Origin of the sequence: Microbacterium sp. NPDC058021, from assembly GCF_042885955.1 — a bacterium.
Lineage (GTDB): Bacteria > Actinomycetota > Actinomycetes > Actinomycetales > Microbacteriaceae > Microbacterium.
The window spans coordinates 211,837-231,187 of the sequence record NZ_JBHVRF010000001.1; the positions used below are offsets into that span (position 1 = coordinate 211,837).

Here is a 19,351-nt window from a genome sequence, read left to right on the forward strand (position 1 = left end):
CGTTGATAACTTCGCAGAAACCGCACGAACTGGAGCTTCAGCGTGACATCTCGCCGCATATTCCATCTGGCCGTCCCGCTGATCGCTGCGGTGGCGGTGCTGGCCACCGGCTGCTCCGCCGCCGCGCCGCCCGACGCCAGGGATGCGCCCCGCGCCGAGGCATCCGTCGACGGCGTGACGGTGCCGGACGCGTTCACCGCGGTCACCGTCGAGACCATCGGCGCACCGCCGCTGCCGTTCCCCGGGACCGACGGACGGTTCCACGTCGTCTACGATCTGCAGCTCACCAACGCCACGAAGATCCCCGCGACCCTGGGCCGGATCGACGTCGTCGACGGGACCGATCCGGAGCGGACGATCGCGAGCTTCTCCGGGGCGGCGCTGGTCGATCCGTCGTGCACGTTCGGAGAGTGCAACCGACTCCGGGACCTGCCCGCCGGCTACGTCGACAGCGCGGTCATCCCGCCCCAGACCAGCCGCGTGGTCTTCATCGACTTCACCCTCGATTCGCTCGACCAGCTCCCCCCGGTGCTCCTGCACCGCATCTCGGGCACCGGCGCGCTCTCCCCGGCGTTCGGCGAGCCGGGTGCCATGGAGTATCTGGCCGCGCCGCTGGAGATCTCCACCCGGACGCTGCCCGTCATCGCGCCCCCGGTGCGCGGCGATAACTGGGTCGCGCTCAACGGATGCTGCGAGCCCGGTTTCCCGCACCGCAGTTCCGTGATGTCGGTCAACGGCAAGCTCAACAACAGCCAGCGGTTCGCGATCGACTGGAAGCGGACGAACGACGCGGGCCAGTTCTACGCCGGCGACAAGACCAGCAACGACAGCTACATCGACTACGGCGCCGACATCCTCGCCGTCGCGGACGGCACAGTGGTGTCGATCCTCGACGGTATGGCGGATAACGCCCCGGGTGTGCTGCCTGCGCACGACCCCGAGCTGGCGGCGAAGCTCACCGTCGAGAACGTCGACGGCAACCACGTCGTGCTCGACCTCGGCGGCGGGGTGTACGCCATGTACGCCCACCTGATCGCGGGATCGGTCACGGTCAAGCCCGGCGACACCGTGACCGAGGGCCAGGTTCTCGGGCATCTCGGCAACACCGGCAACGCCAACGCGTCGCACCTGCATTTCCAGCTGATGGACGGGCCGAGCCTGCTGGATTCGGACTCGCTCCCGTATGCGTTCGAGAGCTTCGACTACGCGGGGCAGGTCGCCCCCGAGCTGATCGCCGATGCCGACGACTACCTCACGGGCACCTTCCTGCAGGGTGCGCTGTCCCGGCCCGATCCGCGCACCGGCGAGTTGCCGCTGGGCTTCGCCATCATCGACTTCCCGTGACGCGGCGGTGCGCGGCGGTTCCTCGAGCGGGCGGATGCCGCGCCACAGGCGACCTGGGTCGCTAGGTGTCCCGGCATCCAGCCGCCACAATGGAGTTCCCCGTCCCCTCTGGTGCCCGATGACCCAACCTCATGGCGGCCGTCCGGTACCCGTCCGTTCGGCGCTCGCCCGCTCGCTCGACCGCGCCCTCGCGATGGTCGCCGTGCTGGCGGGGATCCTCGGCGCCGTGTACCTCGCGCTGATCCCCGTCGAAGACCCGGCCTGGCCGCTCATCGCGGCGAGTGCGGTGATGTTCTGGGTCTACGTCGGCATCGGCGTGGTGGCGTGGCAGCGCAGGCCGAGCAACCCGCTGGGACTGCTCATCGTCCTGGCGGGGGTGATGATCCATCTGGGCACGGTGGGCAACACCAGTGTCCCGTTCCTCGTGGCCGTCGGAGCCGTCTGCGCGACGCTGGTCCTCCCCGCCATGCTGCATCTGCTGCTGGCCTTCCCCACGGGCTACCTCATCACCTGGCCGGCGAGGGCGGTGGTGATCGCCGGGTACACGCTGTCGACGGCGCTGCAGGCGCCGCAGTACCTGTTCGACGCGGACGGCCCGGCACCGGACCTGGTCATCGTCGATGCCCCCGACCTCGCCGCGGCCGCCCTGTCGGTGCAGGTGGCCGCCGGCGCGGTGGTCATGGGAGCGACGGTGGTGATCCTCGTCGGTCGGCTCAGGCGCGCAGACGCCGCCCACCGTCGCGTGCTCGTGCCGTTGTTCTCGTACGGCATCTTCGCCGCCGTCGCGACACCCCTCAGCGGCCGGCTGGTGTGGGCGCCGTTGGGCGTGGACCCCCTGATCGGCATCGCCCTGCAGTACCTGGTGATCACCGGGGTGCCCGTGGCGTTCGCGCTCGGCATGCTGCGCGGCGGGTTCGCCCGCACCGGCCAACTCGAGGAGCTGGGCACCTGGCTCGGGACGGCCGCGGCCAGTCGCGAGCTGCTGTCGGCGGCGTTGGCGCGGGCGCTGGGCGACCCGTCGCTGGAGCTGTACTTCTGGGCGGCCGCGCGCGGCTGCTTCGTCGATGCCGACGGGCACCCCGCTCCGGCGCCCGCCGCCCACCGAGGCTGGGCGCAGATCGTCCTCGACGGCCGGGTGATCGGTGCGATCGAGTACGACCGGGCGCTGCTCGTCGATGAGGAGCTCGTGCGCACCGCCGGCAACGTCGTGGCGATCGCGGTGGACCGGGAGCGCCTCACCGCGGAGCTGCGGGCGAACCGCCGCGCGCTGCTGCGCTCGCGCGAGCGACTTGTCGAAGCCGCCGATCGTGAACGCCGCCGCATCGCCAGGGACCTCCACGACGGGCTGCAGGCGCAGCTGGTCATGCTCGCCGTCGACGCCCAGCGACTGGCCTCCGCCGACCCCGACGCGGTCCACGCGCGTGCGACGCGGCTGCGTCACGACATCGACACGGCCGCGGCCGATCTGCGGCGGCTCGTACACGACCTCGTGCCGGCGGCGCTCATCGAGCGCGGGCTGTTCGCGGCCGCCGAGGAGCTCGCGGACCGCATGCCGATCCCCACGCGACTGGTCGGCGCTGTCGGGGTGCTGGGCGACGCCATCGCCGACACGGCGTACTTCGTGATCGCCGAAGGGCTCACCAATGTGGTCAAGCACTCCCAGGCCGGTTCGGCCGTCGTGCGGCTCGAGGTCCACGGCGACGAACTCGTGCTCGACCTGCGCGACGACGGCATCGGCGGGGCGCAGGTCGAGCGGGGCACGGGCCTTCGAGGGCTCGCGGACAGGGTGGATGCCGCGGGCGGGACGTTCGCGCTGACCAGCACCCCGACGGAAGGGACGCGCTTATGCGTGACACTGCCCTGCGGATCGTGATCGCAGAGGACGAGACGCTCATCCGGCGCGGTCTGCAGCTTCTGCTGGAGGAAGCCGGCCATGATGTCGTGGCGGCCGTCGGCGACGCCGGCCGGCTGCGGGAGGCGGTCGCCGCGCACGCGCCGGACCTGGTGGTCACCGACATCCGGATGCCGCCGACCCACACCGACGAAGGCCTCCTCGCTGCGCTCGCCATCCGCGCGGCGCACCCCGCGACCGGCGTGGTCGTGCTGTCGCAGCATGTGCAGCGCAGCTACGCCCGGGAGCTGCTCTCGAGCGGCGCCGGCGGCGTCGGGTACCTCCTGAAGCAGCGCATCTCCGACATCGAGACGTTCCTGCACGATCTCGCCGCCGTCGCCACCGGCGCAACGGTGCTGGATCCCGAGGTGGTGGCCGTCATGGTCGACCGCGCGAGCCGGGCGGCCTCGGCCGTCGGCTGCCTCACACCGCGTCAGCGCGAAGTCCTCGCGCTGGTGGCCGAGGGGTGCAGCAACGCGAGCATCGCCGCGAAGCTCTTCCTCACAGAGAAGGCGGTCGTGCAGCACATGTCCCGCATCTACGACGCGCTCGGGCTGCCGGCCGACGCAGATGTCCACCGGCGGGTGCAGGCCGTGATCCACTACCTCGACGACGCCTGAGCGCCGCGGCGCGGCATCCGGGTCGTCGCCGTTTCTTCGGGGATCGCCGGTATTTCGGATGCCGGTGGGCGTCCGGGACCGAAGAAGTGGCGATCTCCGAAGGTGTGGCGAAGGCCGGCGACGCGCGGGTCAGGCCGCGCCGGCCGCCGCCCAGCGGGCGAGGGTCGCGATCAGGTCGCGGTGCCCCGCCGAGCGGTACGACCGCTCGTCGTGACCGAGGGTGTCCACGGCGACGCGCGCCCGGCCGTGCGTGCGCACCCAGGCCGCCGGCATCCGCTGCCCTTCGGCCTCGTGTGTGGCGACGACGATGCGCTCGCCGAACTGCTGCAGCCGGCAGTACCGCTCGTCGAACACCGTGAATCCGGGGGCGGTCGTGCCGTCGGGGAGCGGCGCGGTCGCGATGTCGACGTCGCCGATCTCGGGATGCCACGACGCCTGCGGCACCCACATGCCGCCGATCGCCGGCGCCCACGACGGGTAGTCCCGCAACGACGCGACGGCGCAGTGCACGGCCAGCACGCCGATCCCGCGCTCGAGCGCGCGGTCGAAGCCGGCGACGGATGCCGCGGGAGCGAGGGAGGAGCGGTCGTCGCCCCACGGGTCGCCCGCGTTCACCACGAGCAGGTCGACGCCGTCGAGCCGGGTCATCGCGGCATCCACGTCGTCGTCGATTGCGGTGTCGAATCCGGCTCCGGTCAGCACCTCGGCCAGGAGCGGGCTCGTGCGCGCGAACGGATGCCACGGGTCGGCATAGCGACCGGAGCCGCTGAGGACGAGGGCGGTGGGGGAGCTCGGCATGGTGCTCACCACGGTAGCGGTGCCGGAGCCCGGTGCCGGCCGGCGGCCCGCGGTCGTAGGGTGTCGTCGTGAGCACCACACCGACGCCCTCGCGGTTCCCCTCCGACGTCTACGCCGACCGCCTCGCGCGTGCCGCCCGCGCCACCGGTGCCGCCGACCTCGACGCCCTCGTGATCACTCCGGGCCCCGACCTGCAGTACCTCGTGGGGGCGACGGCGTCGTCGCACGAGCGGCTGACCGCGCTCGTCGTTCCCGCCGACGGCTCGACCCCGACGGTCGTCGTGCCACGACTCGAGCTCGCCTCCCTCGGCCCCGCCGCTGTCGCCGAACTGGGGCTCCCGGTGCGCGACTGGACCGATGGCGACGACCCGTACCGGCTCGTCGCCGCGGCCGTGGGCGGCTCCGGCCGCATCGCCGTGGCCGACGCGATGCCGGCGCTCCACGTGCTGCCGCTGGCCGACACTCTCGGGGCGATCCCGATCCTCGCGACCGGAGTGCTGCGGGAGCTGCGCATGGTCAAGGATCCCGCCGAGATCGAGGCGCTGCGTCGCGCGGGGGATGCCATCGACCGCGTCCACGCGCGCATGGCCGAGTTCCTCCAGGTCGGTCGCACCGAGCGGGAGGTCGCCGATCTCATCGCCCGGGCGATCGTCGCGGAGGGCCACGAGGCGGCCGACTTCGTCATCGTCGGCTCCGGGCCCAACGGCGCCGACCCCCACCACGAGGTGTCCGACCGGGTCGTCGCAGCGGGCGACATCGTCGTGATCGACATCGGGGGCGCGGTGACTCCGGGCTACTACTCCGACTCCACCCGCACCTACGCGATCGGCGAGCCCGACGCCGACATCGCCGCCACGATCGCGGTGCTCGAGCGCGCCCAGCAGGCCGCGCGGGACGCCGCGCGCCCCGGCGTCACCGCAGCCGCCGTCGATGCGGCCGCGCGCGACGTGCTGGTCGCCGCAGGACTCGGCGACGCGTTCGTGCACCGCACCGGCCACGGCATCGGGCTGTCGGTGCACGAGGAGCCCTACATCGTCGCCGGCAACGACACCCCGCTGGCACCCGGCATGGCGTTCAGCATCGAACCGGGGGTGTACTTCCCCGGCCGGTGGGGTGCACGCATCGAGGACATCGTCGTGGTGACCGCCGACGGCGCCGAGGCGCTCAACCGCCGTCCGCGCGGACTCACCGTGCTCGGCTGACGGGCGCGATCGGGCGGCACCGCGGCGGCGTGGCATCCGCCCGCTCGGTTTGACAGCGCCTGCCCGGCTCGCGCGATACTCGGGGGATGCCCTCCACGATCGACCTCGACGGTCTGCGCTTCGCCATGGTCTCCTCCACAGCCAGCGTCGTCGACCCGCAGTCCCCCACGACCTTCACCTACCACCAGGACGGCCTGCTCGTCTGGGGCGAGTACACCGGCGACACCGTCACCGAGGGCCGTTTCGTCGGCAGCCTCGACGGGGACATCGTGGGCATCGACTTCGCCCACGCGCTCGTCGCCGACGGCCGGGTCGTGCGCGGCAGCGCCGACAGCCGCATCGAGCACGCCGAGGACGGTCGCATGCGCCTGGTCGAGAGCTTCGCCGTGCAGGGCGTCGATCACGAGAGCATCTGCATCCAGCTCTGAGCCGCGCTCACCCTGTGGGGCGATCCGAACTCGTCGCGACGAAGCTCATCAGCCCCTGTTCGGGCAGCACCGCCTCACGGCCCGGGATGTCGGTGGGCAGCACGTAGGGGCGCTGGAACACCTCGTTGAGCACGAGCACCGTCTCGACCTTCGCGACCTGCGGGAGCGAGGCGATGCCGCCGACGACCAGGGTGTGGATGCCCTCGACGTCGATGCTGCGCACGAGCAGCATGATGTCGTGCTCGCCGGTGGTGATCTTCGCCGACTCCACCTCGGGCAGCGCGCGCACCGCCGCGAAGAACTCCTCCCAGTTCTGCGGGTGCACCGAGCAGAAGACGAGGGCGCAGACCCCGAGGCCCGCCTTGGCCGGATCCACGCGTGCGGCGTAGCCGGTGATCACGCCGGCACGGGTGAGGGCTTCGACGCGCGTGTAGGCGCTGGCTCGCGAGATTCCCACCCGGGAGGCGAGTGCCGCAATCGAAACACGACCGTCATCTCGCAGCGCACGGAGGATGTCGTATCCGATTTCGTCGATCTGGACGGCTGATCGTCCAGCCGAGTGCATGCGCGATTCGGTCATGTTGGACATTTTGCACCCGGACATCAAGTCGGGTCAACGGATCACACGATAGGCCCTGTAGATGTCGGATATAGTGCCCCAAAACCCCCTTTGCACCCGCGAGATGTCCAGCATCCCTGTAGGAGGATCCGTCGTGACCCGACCCCACACCCGCGCCGCCGCCGCGCTCGTCGCCGTGGCTGCCCTCGCCCTCGCCGGCTGCTCCGGCGGCAACTCGGCCTCCAACGCCTCCGACGGCGGCGACGCCGGCACGCTCGTCGTCGACACCGCGTTCTCGCTCGAGACGGGCGACCCCGGCCGCAACTACGTCCCCACCGGCAACATGGTGCTGCACGCCGTCTACGAGACGCTGCTCACCCTCGAGGGCGACGACACCACGCCGCAGCCCGCGCTGGCGACGATGGAGCAGAACGAGGATGCCACCGAGTTCACCTTCACCCTCGACGCCGACCGCGTCTTCTCCGACGGCTCCGCCGTCACCGCCGACGACGTCGTGTTCTCGCTCGAGCGCGTCGCAGGCATGACCGACTCCAAGGCCAACTTCCTGATGTCCGGCATCACCGTCGAGAAGGTCGACGACGCGACGGTCGTGCTCAAGACGGAGAAGCCCTCGCTGCAGCTGCCGGCGATCGTGACCAACCCGTCGCTGTCGATCCTCAACGCCGACGAGGTCGAGGCCAACGGCGGCACCACCGGCACCGACGACCAGGCGCAGGCGTTCCTCGACGGCGCCTCCGCCGGCACCGGCCCCTACGTGCTCGACTCGATGGACATCGCCAGCCAGGTCGTGCTCGTGGAGAACCCCGAGTACAACGGCCCGTCGCCGGCGGCGTACGACAAGATCGTCGTGCGCAACGTCACCGAGAGCGCCACGCAGCTCATCAACCTCAAGGGCGGCGACTCGCACATCGCGGTCGACCTCAACGGCGACCAGGTCGATGGCCTCGGCGACGGCTTCACCGTCGACTCGGTGCCGTCGGCGGAGACGATCTTCCTGCTGATCAACCAGAACCCCGAGGTCTCGCCCGCCACGGCCAGCCCGGAGTTCGCCGAGGCCGTGCGCTTCGCCCTCGACTACGACAAGATCCTCGAGCTCGCCGGCGTCGGCGCTGCGCAGGCGACCGGCGTGATCCCGCCGATGTTCGCCGGCGCCCAGACCGAGGGTGCCGAGCAGGATCTCGACCGCGTCGCCGCGGCCCTGGCCGCCTCGGGCTACGCCGGTGAGACGGTCAAGCTGCAGTTCCCCAACGACAACCCGGTGGGCGGGGTGGAGTTCACGCCCGTCGCCGAGCGCGTGCAGGACCAGCTGAAGGCCGCCGGCATCAACGTCGAGCTCGCCCCCGCTCCGTTCGCGACCGAGATCGACCCGTACGTCAACGGCACCGAGGGATTCTCGATGTGGTACTGGGGCCCGGACTACGCCGACTCGTCGTCGTTCCTGCCCTTCGGCCCCGGCGAGAAGGTCGGCCTGCGCGCCGGCTGGGAGTCCGCGGCATCCGCCGAGATCGCCGAGCTCGTCGCCGCCGCACGCAACGCCACCTCCGTCGAAGAGCGCACGGCGGCCTTCAGCGCCTACTCCGCCGCCATGCAGGAGTCGGGCCCGTTCGTCCCGCTGATCGTCCCGGGCAACAACATCGCCAGTGCCGACTCGGTCACGGGCCTGTCGTACAACCCGACGTGGACGCTGGATCTCACCGTGCTCGCCCCCGCGCAGTGACGTGACCGCATCCACCACGCCCGTCCGTCGCATCGGGCCCCGCCGGCATCCGCTGGCCGGGTTCCTGGTGCGGCGGGCGGGCACCTCCGTCATCCTGCTCCTGGGCGTCGTGCTCGTGACGTTCCTGCTCACCGTCATGGTGCCCGGCGATCCCGTGCGCGCCGCTCTCGGCGAAGGTGCCTCCTCCAACCCGGCCACGGTCGCGGCATACGAGGAGAAGTACGGGCTCGACAAGTCGGTGCCCGAGCGGTTCGCGCTGTACCTCGGCAACCTCGCGCAGGGCGATCTGGGCACCTCCATCACGACGGGCCGCCCCGTCGCGGCCGACCTCGCCAAGGCCGTGCCCGCCACGGGGGAGGTCGCGTTCTTCGCGATCATCCTGAGCCTGGCGGTGGCCGTCGTCCTCGGCACCCTCGCCGCCTACCGTCGCGGCAAGGCGACCGACCAGGTCGTGCGCGTCGTGTCGCTGGTGGGCCTGAGCATCCCCACGTTCTGGATGGCGATCCTCGCCTACAACTTCTTCTTCCTCGAACTCGGCTGGGTGCGGGGGTCGGGGCGGCTGTCGCCGACCATGACGCCGCCGCCGCAGGTGACCGGCTTCTACACGATCGACTTCCTGCTCAACGGCGACTCCGTGGGCTTCTTCGATGCGATCGGGCACCTCGCGCTGCCGGTGCTCGTGCTGAGCCTGTTCACGATCGCGCTGCTGACCCGCTTCATCCGCACGTCGGTGCTCGAGGTGCTCGACGCCGACTACGCCCGTGCCGCCCGCGCCAAGGGTCTCAGCGGCCCGCGCGTCGTGTTCGGCTACGTGCTGCGCGGCGCGGCGCTGCCGATCCTCACGATGGTCGGCATCGCGTTCGGCACCCTGCTGTCGGGCACCGTGCTGGTGGAGGCGGTCTTCGCGTGGCCGGGCCTGGGCACCTACGCCTACAACGCCGCCAAGAACCTCGACCTCCTCGCCGTCACCGGCGTGGGACTCGTCATCGGCGTCATCTACCTCGTCATCAACCTCGTGATCGACATCCTGTACGGCGCGCTGGACCCCCGGGTGAGGCTCTCATGAACCTGCTGCTTCCCGCCCGCGTCGCGCCCCGCCGGCGTCGGCGCATCCCCGCCGCGTGGCGCACGCCGCTCGCCGTCGTCGGACTCGTCATCGCTGCCGGGTGGCTCCTCGTGGCGCTCCTCGCGCCCTGGATCACCCCCCACGACCCGCTCGCGCAGGAGATGCCGCGCCTGCAGGCGCCCAACGCCGAGGCGATCATGGGGACGGATGCCAACGGGCGCGACGTCTTCTCCCGTCTGCTGGCAGGCGCGCAGACCACCATTCCGCTCGCGCTCATGCTCGTGGTGTGCGCGATGCTCATCGGCACCGTCGTCGGTGCGGTCGCAGGCTACCTCGGCGGGTGGGTCGACGAGGTGCTCATGCGCATCACCGACATGGTGATGGCGTTCCCCACCGTCATCCTCGCGATGGTCATCGCCGCCGCCCTCGGTCCCTCGATCATGAACGCAGTGATCGCGGGCATCATCGTCGCGTGGCCGCAGTACGCCCGCATCACGCGGTCGCTCGTGCTGAGCCTGCGCCACCAGAACTACGTCATCGCGGGACGGCTGCTCGGCTACTCGCCCTTCCGCTCGCTGCGCGTGGACATCCTCCCCAACGTCGGCGGACCCGTGCTCGTGCTCGCCGCCCTCGACATCGGCACGGCGATCCTGCTGCTGTCGGGGCTGTCGTTCCTGGGCCTGGGTGCACAGCCGCCCACCCCGGAGTGGGGCGCGATGATCTCCGCCGCGATGCAGCACATCGACGCGTGGTGGCTCGGGGTCTTCCCCGGACTTGCGATCCTCACCGTCGTCATGGCGTTCAACTTCATCGGCGATTCGCTGCGCGACGCGCTCGACCCGCTGGCCGCCGCCGAGCGCCCGGCCGAGAACGCCGTCGCCGTCGCCGCTGCGGCAACGGATGCCGCGCCGGGCGGCGCCGCTGCGGCATCCGCTCCGGTGGCATCCGCCCCCGCCGCGGGACTCCCCGAGGAGGCGGTGCGATGAACGCCCTGACCATCAGCGACCTGCGCGTGGAGCTCGGCCCCCGTGGCGCCCGCAGCGAGGTCGTGCGCGGCATCGACCTGGCACTGCGCCGGGGCGCCGTGCAAGGCCTCGCCGGTGAATCCGGCTCGGGCAAGAGCATGACGGCGATGGCGGTGCTCGGCCTGCTCCCCGCCGGCGGCACCGCGACCGGGTCGATCCGGCTCGGCGACGAGGAGCTCATCGGCATGTCCACGCGTCGCTACCGCACCGTGCGCGGCCGCCGCATCGGCATGGTCTTCCAGGATCCCTCCGCCAGCCTGCATCCGCAGCTCACCGTCGGCGCCCAGCTGACCGACGTCATGCGCGCCCACCTCGGGCTCTCGCGCAACCTGGCCCGCACGCGCGCCGCGGAGCTGCTGGACCGCGTACGCGTGCCGCACCCCGAGGCGGCGCTGAAGAAGTTCCCGCACCAGTTCTCGGGAGGGCAGCGTCAGCGCGTCGCGATCGCGATCGCCCTGGCCTGCGACCCCGAGGTGCTGCTGGCCGACGAGCCGACCACGGCGCTGGACGTCACCGTGCAGGCGGGCATGCTGCATCTGCTGCGTGATCTCGCCATCGAGCGGGACCTCGCCGTGCTGCTGGTCACCCACGACCTCGGCGTCATGAGCGCCGTAGCCGACGACGTCGCCGTCATGCGTCACGGGCGCATCGTGGAATCGGGCACGCGCGCGCAGGTGTTCACCGCGCCCGCCCACGAGTACACGCGGGAGCTGCTGGCGGCCATGCCCGACGCGCAGGAGCCGCTCATCGACACCACCATCGCGGGGGAGGACCACCGATGACCGCACCGATCCTCGAGGTCGAGGACCTCGTCGTGGAGTACGGCGGTCGCGCGGCACTGCGTGCCGTCGACGGCGTCTCACTGCGCATCGCGCCCGGCGAGGTGCTGGCGCTGGTGGGCGAGAGCGGCTGCGGCAAGTCATCGACGGCGCGCGCCGTCATCGGCATGGAGAAGCCCCACTCCGGGGTCGTGTCGTACCGCGGGGGAGGGGTGCCTGCGCTGGGGCTCCGCACCCGGCCGGCGGAGTTCACCGCCATGCAGATGGTGTTCCAGGACCCGAACTCGTCGCTGAACCCCCGCGTGCGGGTGGCGCAGCAGATCTCCGACGGCGCCCGCGCGGCGCGCAGCCGCGGGGTCGCCTCCGCCCGCCCGGAGGAGTGGCTCGAGGCGGTGGGCCTCGCGGCATCCTTCGCCCGGCGCTACCCCCACCAGCTCTCCGGCGGTCAGCGTCAGCGCGTCGCGATCGCCCGGGCGCTGGCCGCACGCCCCGACCTCATCGTCGCCGACGAGCCGATCTCGGCGCTGGACGCGTCGGCACAGGCATCCGTCGCCGGCATGATGCGCACCCTCTGTCTCGATTCGGGCGCCGGGATGCTGTTCATCTCGCACGACCTGTCGGTGGTGCGGCTCATGGCCGACCGCGTGGCCGTGATGTACCGCGGCCGCATCGTGGAGTCGGGTCCGACGCCGCTGGTGTGGGCCGACCCGGTGCACCCGTACACGCGCGACCTGCTCGCGGCGATCCCGCACCCCGACGGCACCGGCACTCTGCCGGCGGCGCCGGCCGCGGAATCCCCCACCGCCTGGTCGGAGCACATCCCCGCGGCGCTCGACCGCGCCGCCTGAGCGCGGGGCGGGCGCGTCGCGGCGCCCGCCGTCGCCACCGCCCGCCCGCCGTCGCGGCGCCCGCCGTCGCGGCGCCCCCGTCGCCACAACTTCGGGGATCTGCAGTACTTCGGATGCCACCGGCATCCCGGCTCCGAAATACCGGCGTTCTCCGAGGTTGCGGCGTCAGGCGCCCGCGGCGGCGGTATCGGCCTCGAAGCGGGCCCGCCAGTCGGCGTCGAGCGGGAACAGTCCCGCGAGAGGGTGCCCGTCCCGAACCCGCGCCGCGATCCACTGGTCCTCGGCCTCCTGCGCGAGCGCCGCGTCCACCACGTCCTCGGCCATCGCCCGCGGGATCACGATCACGCCATCCCCGTCGCCCGCGATCACGTCGCCCGGCTGCACCGTCGTTCCGCCGCAGCCGATCGTGAGATCCGCGTCCCACGGCACGTGCCGGCGGCCGAGAACGGCCGGGTGGGCGGATGCCGCGAACACAGGCAGCCCGATCGCGGCGACGGCATCGTGGTCGCGCACCCCGCCGTCGGTCACGATCCCCGCCGCGCCGCGGGCGAGGGCGCGGAAGGAGAGGATGTCGCCGAGGGTCGCGGCATCCGTCACCCCGCGCGCCTCGATCACGATCACCTCGCCCGGCAGCACCGCGTCGAACGCGCGCTTCTGTGCGTTCTGGCCGCCGCCGACCTGCGCGAACAGGTCTTCGCGCAGCGGCAGGTAGCGGATGGTCTTCGCCGTTCCCACCAGCACCGTCCCCGGCAGCAGCGCATGCACGCCGTCGATCGACGAGTTGTCGATGCCCCGGCGGCGCAGCTGGGCGGAGAGTGCCGCCGTCGGCGTCGCGCGCAGCTTCGCTTCGAGAGCGGCGCCCAGGCGCCCGGTGTCGGTCATCATCAGTGCACGCCGAGGTACTGCTCGAGCGTCATCGGGCTCGCGGTCAGCGTCGGCTCGTGCACCGCCTCCCCGGGGAACTCGCTCGCTTCGAAGAACCAGCGCCGCGATGCCGGCATGCCCCACAGCTGAGCGCGCTTCGGGTTGCTCACGTCCCAGCGGATGGGCTGCTCCTCGAGGTCGATGAACTGGTAGTGCGTCGTGAACAGCTCGATGCGGTGCTGATCGGGGTCGCGCAGGTACAGGAAGAGGGCGTTGGAGATGCCGTGGCGGCCAGGCCCCCGGTCGATCTCCTCACCGAAGCCGAGGGAGCCGGCGACATCCGCGGCGTGCAGCAGCGCGGTGGCATCGGGCACCGTGTACGCGAAGTGGTGCAGTCGCGGCCCGCGGCCGTTGGTGAACACCAGGTCGTGCGTGTTGCCCTTCACCTCCATCCACGTGCCCCACAGCTCGTCGGTGCCGTCCGTCGCGGTGTATTCCGACATGCGCATACCCAGGCCCGTCCAGAAGTCGGTCGCGGCCTGCACGTCGTACGAGACCACCTGGAAGTGGTCCAGTCGCTGCGGAGCGCCGGCGGTGAACTCGTGGAACTCCTGCATCTTGCGCGGCACCTGCTCCATCGACGAGGTCAGCTCGATGTGCGTGCCGACCGCGTCGCGGAACTGCAGCGTGGGCCCCTGATGCGGCCTCTCGACACGGCGGTGCTCGATGCCGGCGGCGGCGAAGTGCCTCTCGGCGGCGACGATGTCGGCGTCGGTGCGCACGCGCAGCCCGACGTGCACGGCCAGCGCCTCATCGCCCCGCTCCAGCACGAGGCTGTGGTGCGCCGACTCCTCGAGTCCGCGCAGGTACACCGCGTCCTCGGTCTCCGCGGTCACGACCAGGCCGATGACGTCGCGATAGAAGTCGCGGCTGCGTTCGAGATCGGTCACCGTGAGGGCGACGTGGCTGGCTCGCGTGATCGCGAACGGCGGGTGGGAATTGGTGATCGGCAGCATCGTCGACTCCTCGTGTCGGGACCGCGGTCACCGCGGTGGTCGCCTTCAGCCTGGGGGCGGCGGGCTTCCGTGGGAACTACCGATGATCCATGGCATCCATAGATTCAATGTATGACCGATGGATACCAGTAACCTCTGTGCATGGATCTGAGGCGCCTCCAGTACTTCACGGTCGTCGTCGAGACGGGGTCGCTCACCGCCGCCGCGGCGCAGCTGCACCTGTCGCAGCCGGCGCTGAGCGTGGCGATCCGCAAGCTCGAGGCCGAGGTCGGTGTGGAGCTGCTCCGCCGCAGCGCGCGGGGCGTGGAGGCCACGAGCGCCGGGCGCTACCTGCTGGACGCCTCGACCCGCCTGTTCGGGGAGCTCGACGACATCACCGCCGCGATGCGCCGCTTCGGCGCGGGCACAGCGGGATCACTCGCCATCGCTGCCGTCCCGGTTCTGATGTGGCAGCGCATCCCCGACCTTCTGCGGCGATACGCCCACGAGGCTCCGGACGTCGCGATCCGGCTCACCGACCCGCCGCCCTGGACCGCGATCGAGCTGCTGCAGCAGCGCGCGGTCGACGTCGCCGCCGTCAACGTGTTCCGACCGGATCGCTTCATCGAGCGTCACGGCGGCGCACTGTCGATCACCGACTGGGGTGAGATCCCACTCGTCGCGGTCTTCGCCGCCGGAAGCGATCTGCCACCGCGGGAGGCGGTGCCGTGGAGCGTGTTCCACGGCCGCACCGTGCTGGTGCCGCGGCGGACCGCCGGGGTCCCGAGTCTGCCCGAGGCCGTCGATCACGCCTTCGCCCTGCACGAGGTGACCCCCGCGGAGATCCGCACGGTGGAGACGATCCAGACGAGCATCCCGCTCATCGAGGCGGGCCTCGCCTGTGCCCTGCTGCCCGATCCTGATCGGCGGAGCCTCGCGCGCTTCCCGATCTCGGTGGCCGCGCTCGCCCCCGAGGGCCCGACCCTGCGCGCGCTGCTGCTCACGCGCGCCGACGGTGCCGAGGAGCCGGCCGTGCGCCGTCTGCTCGACCTCGCGGCCGCGGTGGACTGAGCCGGGGTCAGGCCCCGCCGCGCCGCTTCCGCCACTGCGCGATGTACGCACGGGCGTAGTCGTTGCCATAAGGAAGGCGCAGCGTCGTGTGCACGTGGAAGCGCGCCGGAAGGCGGTTGGTGAGCCACACACCGGCGTGGTTGTCGAGTTCTGCGAGGATCACCGGGCTGTGGATGCGGAAGTAGATGGGCTGCGAGCCGTCGGTGGCGCCGTACCAGGAGAACCAGGTGTCGTCGAGGTGGGCGTCGATATCGTCGAGCGCGGCATCGCGGTGCGGCGTGCGCAGCAGCAACAGGAAGTCGGCCACGATCGATCGCAGGAGGGTGCGTTGCCGCCCGTCCAGCTCGACCGCGCGGATCCCCTCGTATGGCACGACCCGGTTGTCGTGGAAGGCGCCCGCGACATGGCGCTCATCAGCGGGATGCACGCGGTCGGCAGGCATCGCGGAGTCGAGGACCGACTCGTAGACCACGGCCTTCGACCGCTGCTCGGCAGTGAGTGAGGAGGCGAGCGCGATGGCCATGCGCTCACGCTCGTCGAACAGCGGAGGGCGTTCCCCGTCGGCCAGTGCCGGCTCGGCACCGATGAACGCGGGGGCGATGACGTCGCGGCCACCCACGGTGACGAAGTTCAGTGCGACGTGATGCCCGAACAGCTGCCAGCCCCAGGGCTCGCCGGCGGCGGGATCGCCGTAGAGGGCCACCCAGTAACTGCGGTCGTTCATGACCTGGGGCAGGCCCACGAGCTCACCGAGGAAGCCGTTGAGTCCCATCGCCTCCCTCACCCGCTCGTAGCCCTCGGCGCTGAGCGAGGCCCGCAGCAGCGCGAACACCGCCTGCGCCTTGTCCTCTTCGAGGTCCTCGAGCCGCAGGCCCACCCGGTGGAAGACGAACTCCGGGTTGCTCCAGGCACGCCACTCATGGGCGTCGAGGGGGTACTGCAACCGTCGGCGTTCCTCGTCCGACAGCGCGGCGAGCAGGGCCTGCCCGGCCGCGACGAGCTCAGGATCGGCGGCACCGTCGTCGGGGAGCCGGTACAGGCCCTCGCGCGCCGCGCCGTCCGCTGTGATGCCGCGGAACGGTTCGGCGTACAGGTCGTTCCAGGTGCGCAGCAGCTCCTGGAGGAAGGGGTTGTCCTGACGTGCCGCGGTGAACTGCTCGTAGTCCAGGCCCCGCCACGGTGCCACGGCGTCGTCGTCGAGGTCGTAGAGGAAGTCCCGGAACGACTGCCCGGACAACAGGATGGCTTCCTCGCGACCGCGCGTGCGGGCCGTGGAGAAGAACTCGTCGAGGTCGTTGGGTGGCTCGTGGCTCATGGCCGTCAGATCGGCAGGTTGAACAGGCGCTTGGCGTTACCCGAGAGGATCGCCTCGCGGTCGGCATCGGAGATGTCCAGGTCGTTCTTGATGAAGTCGACACCCTGGCTCATCCAGCTGCGGAACACCGGAAACGACGAGCCGAACAGATAGTGGTCGGCGCCGCTGATCTTCAGCGCCGCCTCCACCTGCGTCTTGCCCCACGAGTGCGGGTGGGTCATGTCGTAGAAGATGTTGTTGTCGAGGTAGCTCTTGATCTTCTCGCCGCCGGTCGGATCGAGGCGGTTGAGCGACTCCTGCTTGGTCGTGGCGTGCGGCGTGAGCAGATCGGCGTTGGCGAACCAGTTGCCCCCCATCATCGTGTGGATGAAGCGGAGGTTCGGGAACTTGTCGAACATCCCACTGAACAGCTCGCGGCCCACGGCGATGCCCTGGTCCATGATGCGCCCGTACTCGCGGCGCAGGTTGGTGTAGTCGATGACCGACTTCCACTCCACCGGCAGCGGGGTGTGGTGCACGATGACGGGCAGCCCGAGCTTGTCGAGCACGGCGAGGTAGGGCTCGAAGACCTCGTCGTCGAGGTAGAGCTGGCCGTAGTGGCAGGCGACCTGCACGCCCACGACCCCCAGTTCGCCCGCGCACCGCTCGAGCTCGTAGATGTTCTCCTTGCCGCCCCACGGCGGCACGCAGGCCGTCGAGAACAACCGCCCATCCGAACGCTGAACGATGTCGTGCGCGTTGTCGTTGACGGCGCGACAGGTCTCCAGGCTCAGCCACTCCTGCCACACCGGCACGCGCATGATGCCGTAGTCGACACCGGCGTCGTCCATCGCGGCGAGCTTCGCCTCGGCCGAGTAGTCGCCGTCGATGTAGTTGAGGTTCTGGAAACCCCGGGGCTTCTCGAGGATCAGCTGCTTCTTGCCGTCGGGGGTGGTGTCGACACGGGCGATCTCTCCGAAGCCGCGCGGAGCGCTGTCGAGGAATCCGTTCAGGATCTTCTCGTTCGTGAAGAGGTCTTCGGGCAGGTGGTGGATGTTGATGTCGACGACCGTCATGTGATGGCTTCCTCTTTGAACGCACGGGTGATGAGTCACCTTCACGATAGGGAACGCGGCAGTCCTCGATGTTTACGATCCTGCATAGTTATGTTGCAGCTGCACGCCATCCCATCCGACCCGAACGCGGATAGCGTGCAGTTCACCCGGAACCGTCGGCACTGTCGCCGAACGTTCGCGTCACGATGCAAGGAGGCAAGCGTGCAACGCAAGAAGAGAAGTGGCTGGCTGGTCGGCGCCACAGTGCCCATCGCCCTCACCGGACTGCTCCTGACCGGCTGCAGCGCCGGCGGAGACACCGCGGACAGCTCGAACACCAGCACGACGGCGAGCAGCACGCTGCGTGTGAACTTCGGGCAGTTCCCCGAGAACTGGTCTCCCGGACAGGAGATGGAAGGCGGGCCGCTGCGCATCCCGTACGAGACGCTGCTGGCGCGCGGCGCCGACGGCTCCATCCAGCCGTGGCTCGCCACCGGGTGGGAGCTGACCGAAGAGTCCCTCACCCTCACGCTGCGCGACGACGTCACCTTCCAGGACGGCGAGCCGTTCGACGCGGAGGCGGTCAAGGTCAACGTCGAGCTGGTCCGCGACGGCAGCACCGCGTATTCCGGACCGCTGCAGGCGGTGGAGTCGGTGGACGTCGTCGATGACTACACGGTGCGACTCAACCTCACCGGTCCCACCCCGTCGCTGCCGACCACGCTCACGTCCCGCGTGCTGCCGATCGGCAGCCCGGCCGCCATCGCCGACGGCTCGATCGCGCAGTCGCCCGTGGGCACCTCGCCCTGGGCGTACGACGAGGATGCCTCGGTGATCGGCACCCGCATGGTCTTCTCGAACTTCGCCGACTACTGGGGCGAACAGCCCGGGTTCTCGGCGGTCGAGCTGTACGCCATCTCCGAGCCCGAAGCCCAGGCGGCCGCCCTCGTCGCCGGCGAGATCGATGTCACCGACACCGAGTTCGAGGTCTTCCCCCGCTTCGAGAACACCTCGGTGGAGACGGTGGAGTACCCCGCCATCCGCAACAACCTGTTCTTCTTCGACCGGGGTGCCGGCGGCGCGTTCGAGTCCACCGATCTGCGCCAGGCGATCTGCTCCGCCATCGACGTGACCCAGATGGCCGAGATCACCGGCGAGGGCGACGGCGCCACGCAGCACTTCGCCGAGGGCGAGGTCGGATACAACGCCGACATCCTCGGCTTCCCGACCGACACCGCGCTCGCCGCAGAACTGCACGCCGCGGCGGGTAGCCCTGCTGTCGAGGTCGAGATGGTCGCCGCCCCCTACAACGGCCGGCAGATCTCCATCTACACGGAGCAGGTGGCATCTGCGCTGCCCGGCGTGAAGATCGCCGTCACCGAGCTGCCCCCGCCGGAGTACAACAGCACCTGGAACTCGGGCCGCTACCCTCTCGGGCTTTCCAGCAACGAGGAGCAGACCGCGTTCGAGTGGTACCGCGCCTGGTTCGCCGCCGACGCCCCCGGCAACCCGTCGGGGATCGAGAGCGAGCAGCTGGCCGCGGCCGCGTCGGCCGCCATCGCCGCCGGAGACTCCGAGGATGCCGCAGCGCTGTGGGCCGAGGTGACCAAGATCATCTCCGACGAGGCGCTGACGTGCGCCCACTACCGGGCGCCGGAGCTGCTCGCGTGGAACACCGACACGGTCACCGGGGTCGCCGCCCCGGTCGAGCCGTGGGAACCCAAATCGGTCAACTACCGCGAACTGACCCCCGCATCCTGACCCCCCCACCCCC

General features: G+C 70.9%; 18 protein-coding genes. 12 read left to right on the forward strand and 6 right to left on the reverse strand.

Features of this window, described 5'->3' with window-relative positions:
- Positions 1-42 precede the first annotated feature (42 nt).
- The 3 genes from ACFVR6_RS01035 (at position 43) to ACFVR6_RS01045 (ending at position 3,855) form a co-directional block, all read left to right on the forward strand.
- Entirely contained in the window at positions 43-1,344 is a 1,302-nt protein-coding gene (locus tag ACFVR6_RS01035) for a M23 family metallopeptidase (RefSeq protein ID WP_386957968.1), read from the forward strand.
- Positions 1,345-1,462: 118 nt separating this feature from the next.
- On the forward strand, positions 1,463-3,217 hold the full coding sequence (locus ACFVR6_RS01040) for a sensor histidine kinase (RefSeq protein WP_386957970.1): 1,755 nt from the start codon (positions 1,463-1,465) through the stop codon (positions 3,215-3,217).
- Positions 3,190-3,855 (forward strand): response regulator transcription factor, encoded by a 666-nt coding sequence (locus tag ACFVR6_RS01045; protein ID WP_386957972.1) that lies wholly within the window; start codon positions 3,190-3,192, stop codon positions 3,853-3,855. Before ACFVR6_RS01040 ends, ACFVR6_RS01045 begins: the two co-directional genes overlap by 28 nt.
- Positions 3,856-3,984: 129 nt before the next feature.
- Here the strand turns inward: ACFVR6_RS01045 and ACFVR6_RS01050 are convergent, their stop codons facing one another.
- Positions 3,985-4,653, reverse strand: coding sequence for a ThuA domain-containing protein (locus tag ACFVR6_RS01050; RefSeq protein WP_386957974.1), 669 nt, complete (start codon positions 4,651-4,653; stop codon positions 3,985-3,987).
- 68 nt (positions 4,654-4,721) lie between these two features.
- Here ACFVR6_RS01050 and ACFVR6_RS01055 point away from each other — a divergent pair, with 68 nt between their 5' ends.
- Entirely contained in the window at positions 4,722-5,855 is a 1,134-nt protein-coding gene (locus tag ACFVR6_RS01055; protein ID WP_386957976.1) for a M24 family metallopeptidase, read from the forward strand.
- An 86-nt stretch (positions 5,856-5,941) separates the two neighbouring features.
- Positions 5,942-6,283, forward strand: a complete 342-nt coding sequence (locus tag ACFVR6_RS01060) for a hypothetical protein (RefSeq protein ID WP_386957978.1) — start codon at positions 5,942-5,944, stop codon at positions 6,281-6,283.
- 7 nt (positions 6,284-6,290) lie between these two features.
- Here ACFVR6_RS01060 and ACFVR6_RS01065 read toward each other — a convergent pair whose 3' ends face one another.
- The gene (locus ACFVR6_RS01065; protein WP_386957980.1) at positions 6,291-6,872 is read right to left on the reverse strand and encodes an Lrp/AsnC family transcriptional regulator; all 582 of its coding nucleotides are present in this window, start codon (positions 6,870-6,872) and stop codon (positions 6,291-6,293) included.
- 124 nt (positions 6,873-6,996) lie between these two features.
- On the opposite strand from ACFVR6_RS01065, the gene ACFVR6_RS01070 reads away from it, so the two are divergent.
- Genes ACFVR6_RS01070 through ACFVR6_RS01090 form a run of 5 tightly spaced genes read left to right on the forward strand, consistent with a single transcriptional unit; the run spans position 6,997 to position 12,298 of the window.
- Positions 6,997-8,580, forward strand: a complete 1,584-nt coding sequence (locus ACFVR6_RS01070; protein WP_386957982.1) for an ABC transporter substrate-binding protein — start codon at positions 6,997-6,999, stop codon at positions 8,578-8,580.
- A 1-nt stretch (position 8,581) separates the two neighbouring features.
- Positions 8,582-9,646 carry an ABC transporter permease gene (locus tag ACFVR6_RS01075; protein ID WP_386957984.1) on the forward strand — a complete coding sequence of 355 codons (1,065 nt, stop codon included), beginning with the start codon at positions 8,582-8,584 and terminating at the stop codon, positions 9,644-9,646.
- Positions 9,643-10,632 carry an ABC transporter permease gene (locus tag ACFVR6_RS01080; protein ID WP_386957986.1) on the forward strand — a complete coding sequence of 330 codons (990 nt, stop codon included), beginning with the start codon at positions 9,643-9,645 and terminating at the stop codon, positions 10,630-10,632. The genes ACFVR6_RS01075 and ACFVR6_RS01080 overlap by 4 nt, the downstream gene beginning before the upstream one ends.
- Positions 10,629-11,453: an ABC transporter ATP-binding protein gene (locus ACFVR6_RS01085; protein ID WP_386957988.1), complete on the forward strand. Its 825-nt coding sequence runs from the start codon at positions 10,629-10,631 to the stop codon at positions 11,451-11,453. Before ACFVR6_RS01080 ends, ACFVR6_RS01085 begins: the two co-directional genes overlap by 4 nt.
- Complete coding sequence (locus ACFVR6_RS01090; RefSeq protein ID WP_386957990.1) at positions 11,450-12,298, forward strand: ABC transporter ATP-binding protein; 849 nt, start codon at positions 11,450-11,452, stop codon at positions 12,296-12,298. The genes ACFVR6_RS01085 and ACFVR6_RS01090 overlap by 4 nt, the downstream gene beginning before the upstream one ends.
- Positions 12,299-12,463: 165 nt before the next feature.
- Here the strand turns inward: ACFVR6_RS01090 and ACFVR6_RS01095 are convergent, their stop codons facing one another.
- Together ACFVR6_RS01095 and hpaD are read right to left on the reverse strand one after the other, a co-directional pair.
- A complete protein-coding gene (locus ACFVR6_RS01095) occupies positions 12,464-13,183 on the reverse strand; it encodes an RraA family protein (RefSeq protein WP_386957992.1) in 720 nt (239 codons plus the stop codon).
- The gene (gene hpaD, locus ACFVR6_RS01100) at positions 13,183-14,178 is read right to left on the reverse strand and encodes a 3,4-dihydroxyphenylacetate 2,3-dioxygenase (protein WP_386957993.1); all 996 of its coding nucleotides are present in this window, start codon (positions 14,176-14,178) and stop codon (positions 13,183-13,185) included. Before hpaD ends, ACFVR6_RS01095 begins: the two co-directional genes overlap by 1 nt.
- A 141-nt stretch (positions 14,179-14,319) precedes the next feature.
- Between hpaD and ACFVR6_RS01105 the strand changes: the two genes are divergently transcribed.
- Positions 14,320-15,228, forward strand: coding sequence for a LysR family transcriptional regulator (locus tag ACFVR6_RS01105; protein ID WP_386957995.1), 909 nt, complete (start codon positions 14,320-14,322; stop codon positions 15,226-15,228).
- 7 nt (positions 15,229-15,235) lie between these two features.
- Here ACFVR6_RS01105 and ACFVR6_RS01110 read toward each other — a convergent pair whose 3' ends face one another.
- Both ACFVR6_RS01110 and ACFVR6_RS01115 read right to left on the reverse strand, forming a co-directional pair.
- Positions 15,236-16,543, reverse strand: coding sequence for a DUF3500 domain-containing protein (locus ACFVR6_RS01110; protein ID WP_386957997.1), 1,308 nt, complete (start codon positions 16,541-16,543; stop codon positions 15,236-15,238).
- Between the two features lie 5 nt (positions 16,544-16,548).
- The gene (locus ACFVR6_RS01115) at positions 16,549-17,598 is read right to left on the reverse strand and encodes an amidohydrolase family protein (protein ID WP_386957998.1); all 1,050 of its coding nucleotides are present in this window, start codon (positions 17,596-17,598) and stop codon (positions 16,549-16,551) included.
- Between the two features lie 201 nt (positions 17,599-17,799).
- On the opposite strand from ACFVR6_RS01115, the gene ACFVR6_RS01120 reads away from it, so the two are divergent.
- A complete protein-coding gene (locus tag ACFVR6_RS01120; protein WP_386958000.1) occupies positions 17,800-19,338 on the forward strand; it encodes an ABC transporter substrate-binding protein in 1,539 nt (512 codons plus the stop codon).
- Positions 19,339-19,351: the final 13 nt, after the last annotated feature.